The 5901-nt window shown below is 69.4% G+C and carries 4 protein-coding genes; 1 reads left to right on the top strand and 3 read right to left on the bottom strand.

All coding sequences use genetic code 11. The features are described 5' to 3' along the window. Positions 1-203 precede the first annotated feature (203 nt). Positions 204-2666 carry an acylase gene (locus HR086_RS03030; protein WP_174464813.1) on the bottom strand — a complete coding sequence of 821 codons (2463 nt, stop codon included), beginning with the start codon at positions 2664-2666 and terminating at the stop codon, positions 204-206. Between the two features lie 176 nt (positions 2667-2842). Then, a complete protein-coding gene (locus HR086_RS03025) occupies positions 2843-4000 on the bottom strand; it encodes a hypothetical protein (RefSeq protein ID WP_174464812.1) in 1158 nt (385 codons plus the stop codon). 168 nt (positions 4001-4168) lie between these two features. Between HR086_RS03025 and HR086_RS03020 the strand changes: the two genes are divergently transcribed. Then, entirely contained in the window at positions 4169-5044 is an 876-nt protein-coding gene (locus tag HR086_RS03020) for a class I SAM-dependent methyltransferase (RefSeq protein ID WP_373564252.1), read from the top strand. On the opposite strand, the gene HR086_RS03015 is transcribed toward HR086_RS03020, so the two are convergent. Next, positions 5019-5901 (bottom strand): glycosyltransferase (locus HR086_RS03015; RefSeq protein WP_305794044.1); only part of this gene is annotated, 883 nt, incomplete at its 5' end. The genes HR086_RS03020 and HR086_RS03015 overlap by 26 nt on opposite strands.

The following is a 5901-nucleotide window of genomic DNA, read 5'->3' as shown; positions in this document are numbered from 1 at the left end:
GAAGTTCACGTTTCCAGTGTCTCGGGCACCTGGCGGGCCTGGGCGGGCGGTGCCGAGCACGACGGGTGATGGCTCGTCCTCCGAGACCGGAGGACGGGTTTCACTCGGGAGGACATGCAAGTGAGGAACGGGCCCCCGGGGGCAGCCGGAGGCCCTGTCGAGGCTCCCGGGCGGGACGCCCCGCCCGTGGAGGTACAGAGGGGTTACGGGGCCGACACGGACTGCACCACCAGGGCCGGGTCCGCGAGGATCTGCTCCTCGGTGAAGCGGATGTCGCGCCACTGCTTCCCGGAGAAGAGCTCCGTCTGGTCCGAGTAGTAGGGCGAGGCGGGATTGGACGACTGGCCGTAGGTCATCAAGGCCCGCGCCTGCACGCCGGTGTCGGTGAACTCCAGGGCCATGAGGAAGCTGGACCCGGAGGTGATGACGTAGCCGTCCGATGTCAGGCCCGTCTCGCCATTGAGCAGCCTGGCCCGCGCGGGCGGCACGTCGATGAGCGTGGACTGGATGGTGCCGTAGTTGACGACGTTCGCCACGCCGTCGCGGTTGTGGCCACCGTGGATGGGGATGCGCAGGCCGCGGCGCGGGGTGAACTGCACGCTGCCCAGGGGCGCGTCCAGGGAGATGTTCGAGGACGTCAGCAGCGTCACCGCCTGCGCGAGCTTGACGAGCATCGGGTCCTCACCCTGCGCGGGGGCGGGCGTGAGGGTGCCAGGCGTGGTGAAGGGCGCGTTGACGTCGAAGGCCGTGTCGAAGAGCGTGCCCTTGTTCAGCAACTGGTTCACCAGATAGGTCCCGATGAACTCGCGCCAGAGCACCGCGCCCACGCTGTCCACGTCGAAGCGACCGTTCCAGGCGGCGAGGATGGCGCAGGCCCGGGTGAGGTCCACGCTCCTGCCCTGGTAGGTCGCGGTGGGCGTGGCCTGGCAGCGCTCCACGACTCCGGGGCGCAGCATCTCCGCCACGAGGCCGCGGTTGCTGAGGATGGCGGCCTGGAGCTCGTCGAGCGTGAACTTCCCATCCGCGCCGGAGGCCCCTTCCGCCGTCTGCTCGGTCAACATCACCAGGTTCATGCGCGAGCGCGGCTGCTGGCTGCGGCGCGTGGGACCGTGCAGGGGGGACAGGTCCGGCAGGGGCTCCGCCGGATTGGTGAGCCAGTAGCTGTCGTTGGCGTTGAAGACGAAGTCACGCCGCGCGAGCTGAGGCACGCGGGCGAAAGGGATGAGTCCCGGGCTGCGTCCGCCGGGAGTGGCCACCCACTCATTGACGGAGGTGCTGCCGTCGAGCAGCACGAGGTTGAGGTTGCGCAGGAACAAGGTCGCCTGCGGGTCCGCGCCCGAGCTGGCCGTGCGCCAGGCGTCGATCGCCGCGCTGCTCAGGTCGGGCGTGGCCGCGGCGTCCGCGTACCAGGTGTTGCCGTCACGGTCCGCCGCCAGGGTGTTGACCCAGGGGATGCCCTGGATGGTGGCGAAGGCCTCCTTGAACTCCTGGAGGTTGCGCGCGCGGTTCATCGCGTGGAACTGGGCCAGCAGCGTGGAGTTCTCCAGGTTGGCGTCGCGATAGGTGAAGGCGACCGTGGAGGTCCAGTCCGTGGCGCCGGGGATGGCGAGCATGGGGCCGACGTGGCTGCTGTAGAGCGTGCGCTTCACGTTGGTGAGCGAGCCCTCCGGCAGGCGCACGAGGATGGTGTGTTCCCGCGCCGTCATCTGCCGCTCCTGCCCGTCATACAGGTAGTGGGTCGGCTCGCCGGGCACGAGCTTCAGCCGGTACAGCGTCATCCGCTGGCCGGCGGACACCGTGTGCGTCCAGGCGACGTTATCGTTGAAGCCGATGAGCACCCCCGGCACGCCCAGCAGGCTCGCGCCGTAGACGTTCATCACGCCCGGCACGGTGAGGTGGCTCTCCCAGAGCCGCAGCTCGCCCTGCCAGGGAAAGTGGGGGTTGGCCACGAGCATGCCGCGGCCCCGTTGTGAGCGATCGGCGCCAATGGCCCAGCCGTTGCTCCCCGTGTCGTGATCGCGCAGCTCCTTGAAGGCCTCCGGTGACGGCACGGTGATGCGCATGCCGCCCGTGGTCGTGGGCGGCTGGGCATTGGTGACCGCGGCGACGAACTGGTAGCTGCTCATGAGCAGCGCCAGGCTGACGTGGTAGGCCATCAGGTCCACGTCGCTGATGGGCCTCACCCACGCGGCGTTGACGCAGCCAGGGGGCAGTCCGGCGGGGCCCACCTCCTCGAGGTAGCGGTTGTAGCCCGCGACGTAACCCTCGATCATCGACTTCACGTCCACCGGCAACCTGGGGAGCGCCTCCCGCGCGCGGCCGTAGACGTCCAGCGCGAGGTAGCCGAAGTCACTGGCCACGTTGGCATTGCCAGCGCCCGCGCCCAGGAACCGGGCCCTCTCGCTGCGAACCTTGAGGACTTGATCCGCCAGGGCGCAGACGTGCTCCTGGGCAAAGGCATAGCCCTGGCCGAAGGCCGCGCTGCCCAGGTCCCTGGCGGTGATGTGGGGAATCCCGTGGCGGGTGAGCCGGATCGTGGCCTCGTAGCCCGGCGCGGCGATGGGAGGCGGCTCCGGGACCGTGTCTTCACCACAGGCGGCCAGGGTGAAGATCGCGAGGGTCGCGAGCACGCAGCGCAAGAATGGGCCGCGAAACGAGTAGTTCATGAATGACAAGGGAGACCTGGAATAACGGTGGTTGAAGTCAGCCTTGTAGACTAAGGAAACATGGCTCAAGTGGTCAAACCGGCAATATGCTTCCTTCGACCACGAGTCCGTCCGGACCTGAAACACCCGCTCATGTCAAAAGCAGGTGTCCGGACAGCACGTCGCGCGGCGGTGTGCTAGGCGACCCGCGCTTCGTCCCGGGGCCGCGCCTCGTTGGCCGGGGGCGAGGGTGCCCAGAGCGCCTCCGGGGGCTCGCCGAAACAGTCCGGCACGACGTGGATGCCGTAGACGCACTCGTGGCGATGGGTGCCCAGCTCGAGCAGCCGCTCGCAGCGCGGTGAATCGAAGTCCACGTCGTACAGGGCGGCCGGCCGCTGGCTGCCCACGAGGAAGCGGTTTCCCCCCAGGGGCGCGAGACCGCGGACGAAGGGTGGATCTCCGGGGATGGCCACCTGCCGCTTCCAGCTCCCATCCACCGCCTGCTGCACGACCTGGTTGTTGTGGGTGTCGTTGTAGACGAGCGTGTCCCGGTGCCGCAGCAGGTTGTGGTTGGGCCGCAGGATGCCGTCCTGACGGGCGACGACGCGCGCGGGCCCCTGGTCTGGCAACAGCACGCCCACCCAGGAGGAGGCCGTGAAGCTCGAGGCCAGGAAGCGCAGGTCGAACGCGCTCGAGGCCTTCGTCTTTCGCGTCCCGCGCCCCAGCCGCCGCAGGAGCGCGTCGGGAAGGTCCGTCAGCGCCTGGATGCGTCGTGAGAGCCGGGACGGGACGAAGCCGAAGGACACGAGCAGCCCCTCGGGGCAGCGTGCCACGCCATTCACATGGACGAAGTCGAAGAAGGCGGGGAGCCGGCGCGGGTCCCGGTAATCGTCGCTCAGCGCTCCGCCGAGCGCGTCCGCCAGCTTCAGCTCCCGGGCCAGCGCGGGGTCCTCCCGCCAGCTCCACGCGCGCAGCACGGCGCCGTCCCAGCCCAGCTTCATCACCATGTCCGATGCGCTGGCCGTCACCCAGACGCCATCCGGTTCGACCAGGAGGTCATGCACCTGGCCGAGGAGGGGATGGCTCAGCTCGCCCACCTGTCTCCACTCGCGATTGAAGACGAAGAGGCGATCCGTCACCGCCACCACGAGCCGCTCCCCGTCGCCGCTGATGCCCCGACCGCCCCTGAGCCCTCCGCGCGGGTTCGGGTCGTACGCGCGAAAGGGACTCTCCGGAATGGGCCAGTCCGCCAGGACGCGCCGCTCCTTCAGGCTGACCAGTCGCACGGAGCCGCTGCGCTCACCGGGCTCGGTGATTCGGATGATGCTGCTGACCAGGAGGCGGGTGTCATTCATGGAAGGAGCTTCATCGAGGGCTGTTTATACATAATCAGGAAATGTTTACATCCGTGATTAATCGCGATTCCTTGACCTCGCGGTATACCGCATGGAACCATCCAAGACACTCGCGGACGCCGGCAGGGTGTCGTGAGTGCCCCTCCCTCTGAAGAAAGGCAGGCCCGCGTGAACCCCGGGGTTGAGCTGTCCCAACAGGTGTCGTCGCTGGCCATGCGCTTCCAGGGCTTCCTGCGGATGGAGCCCTCGGCCGCGAACGCGGGCATCCTCGCGTGGCTCCAGGAGGTGGAGACCCTGGGAGCGATGCTGACGAACGGGGCGGCGGCGCGGCTGGGGCCTCATGCCGCGTCGGTGGACAACCTGCGGAGCTCCGTGCACGCCGCGCTCGGGCGGTTGCTGGACTTCAAGTGGGCCTCCCCGGAGGTCAAGGCGGCGGCGCGCGGGTACATGGAGCGCAACCCGGCGCTGCGGCAGGTGGGCCGCTACCGCTTCTCCACGGACTGGATGTCCAAGTGCGAAGCCGAGTGGCGCGAGGTGCTCTCGCCGTTGATGGGGCAGCCTGGCGCGAGGGTGCTGGAGATTGGCAGCTTCGAGGGACGCTCCGCCATCTGGCTCCTGGAGAACGTGCTCACGCACCCGACATCGCGCATCACCTGCGTGGACCTGTTCGAGGGGAATGCCGCGCGCTTGTTCGACGAGAACATCGCCACGAGCGGCGCGGGCGAGCGCGTGGAGAAGCGGGTGGGCCTGTCCCATGTCGCCCTGCGCCGGCTTCCTCCCGAGCCCGTGTATGACTTCATCTACGTGGACGGCTCGCACGAGACGTACGACGTCCTGGAGGACGCCGTGCTGTGCTGGCGGCTGCTGAAGCCGGGTGGGGTGATGACCTTCGACGACTACGGCATGGCCGCCGCGCAGCTCGCGGACTTCCAGGACATCTCGCGCCCGGACCTCGGCATCGACGCGTTCCTCTCCGCCGCGGCCAGGCACCTCCAGGTGGTGCGCAAGGCCTTCCAGGTCACCGTGCGGAAGAACCCGGCCTGAGCCGCGCGCCCTGGGCCTCGGGCGCCTGGAGGAGGCGCTCGAGGGCGTCCGCGGCCGAGTTGTTCCGCTCGTTCTCATGGAAGCACGCGCGCATGGCGGCCAGGGCCGTGCGCCACCGCGGCTCGCCCACCAGCGAGTCCAGCGATGCGAGCAGGTGCTCCAACTTCAGCGTCTTCGCGGGGCAGGAGATGCCCAGCCCCCGGTGCTCCACCGCGCGCCCCACGCCGGGCATGTCGAACACGAACGGCACCACGACCATGGGCACGCCGAAGTAGATGCACTCCTTCACCGTGTTGAAGCCGCCGTGCGTGACGACCGCGGTGGCGCGCTCCAGCAACTGGAGCAGGGGCGCGGAGTGGACGGCCACCACGTTGGGCTCCGCGTCGTAGGGCTTCGGGTCGTGGGCGGGCGTCACCGCGAAGACGAACTGCCACTGGGGCCTCGCCCGCGCCGCCGCGAACACGGTGTCGAGCACCTGCTGCTCCAGCGCTCGGCGGAAGGCGCCCTGACTGCCCAGGGAGAAGAGGATGAGGGGCTTGTCGGCGGCGAGCCGCTCCCAGGGGAAGTCCATGGGGGCCCGGTCCAGGTCGATGCTCGGCCCCGCGTAGATGTAGTGGGACTCCACGTAGCCATCGGGCTCGGCGAACTCACGCGGGGCGAGGACCAGCTCTGGCAGCCGAGGCGCGAGCAGGCGCTCGGGCTCCGTCGCGAGCGCCTCCACCGGATAGCCGTAGCGGCGTGCGATGCGCGCGCTGCGCTCGTTCATCCGAGGCGCGATGCCCAGCGCCCCCATCACCCCGAGCAACGCCCGGACGGCGTGGGCGCGCAGCCTGCGGGAGGGCTCCGTGGGTGGGCGG

It is taken from the genome of Myxococcus sp. CA039A (assembly GCF_013336645.1).
GTDB lineage: Bacteria > Myxococcota > Myxococcia > Myxococcales > Myxococcaceae > Myxococcus > Myxococcus llanfairpwllgwyngyllgogerychwyrndrobwllllantysiliogogogochensis.
This window is presented reverse-complemented; position numbering and strand designations above follow the sequence as displayed.

What these genes read in the sequence shown, in the direction of transcription:
- HR086_RS03030 (WP_174464813.1), bottom strand. Translation starts at nt 2,666, where the DNA reads ATGAACTACTCGTTTCGCGGCCCATTCTTGCGCTGCGTGCTCGCGACC.
- HR086_RS03025 (WP_174464812.1), bottom strand. Translation starts at nt 4,000, where the DNA reads ATGAATGACACCCGCCTCCTGGTCAGCAGCATCATCCGAATCACCGAG.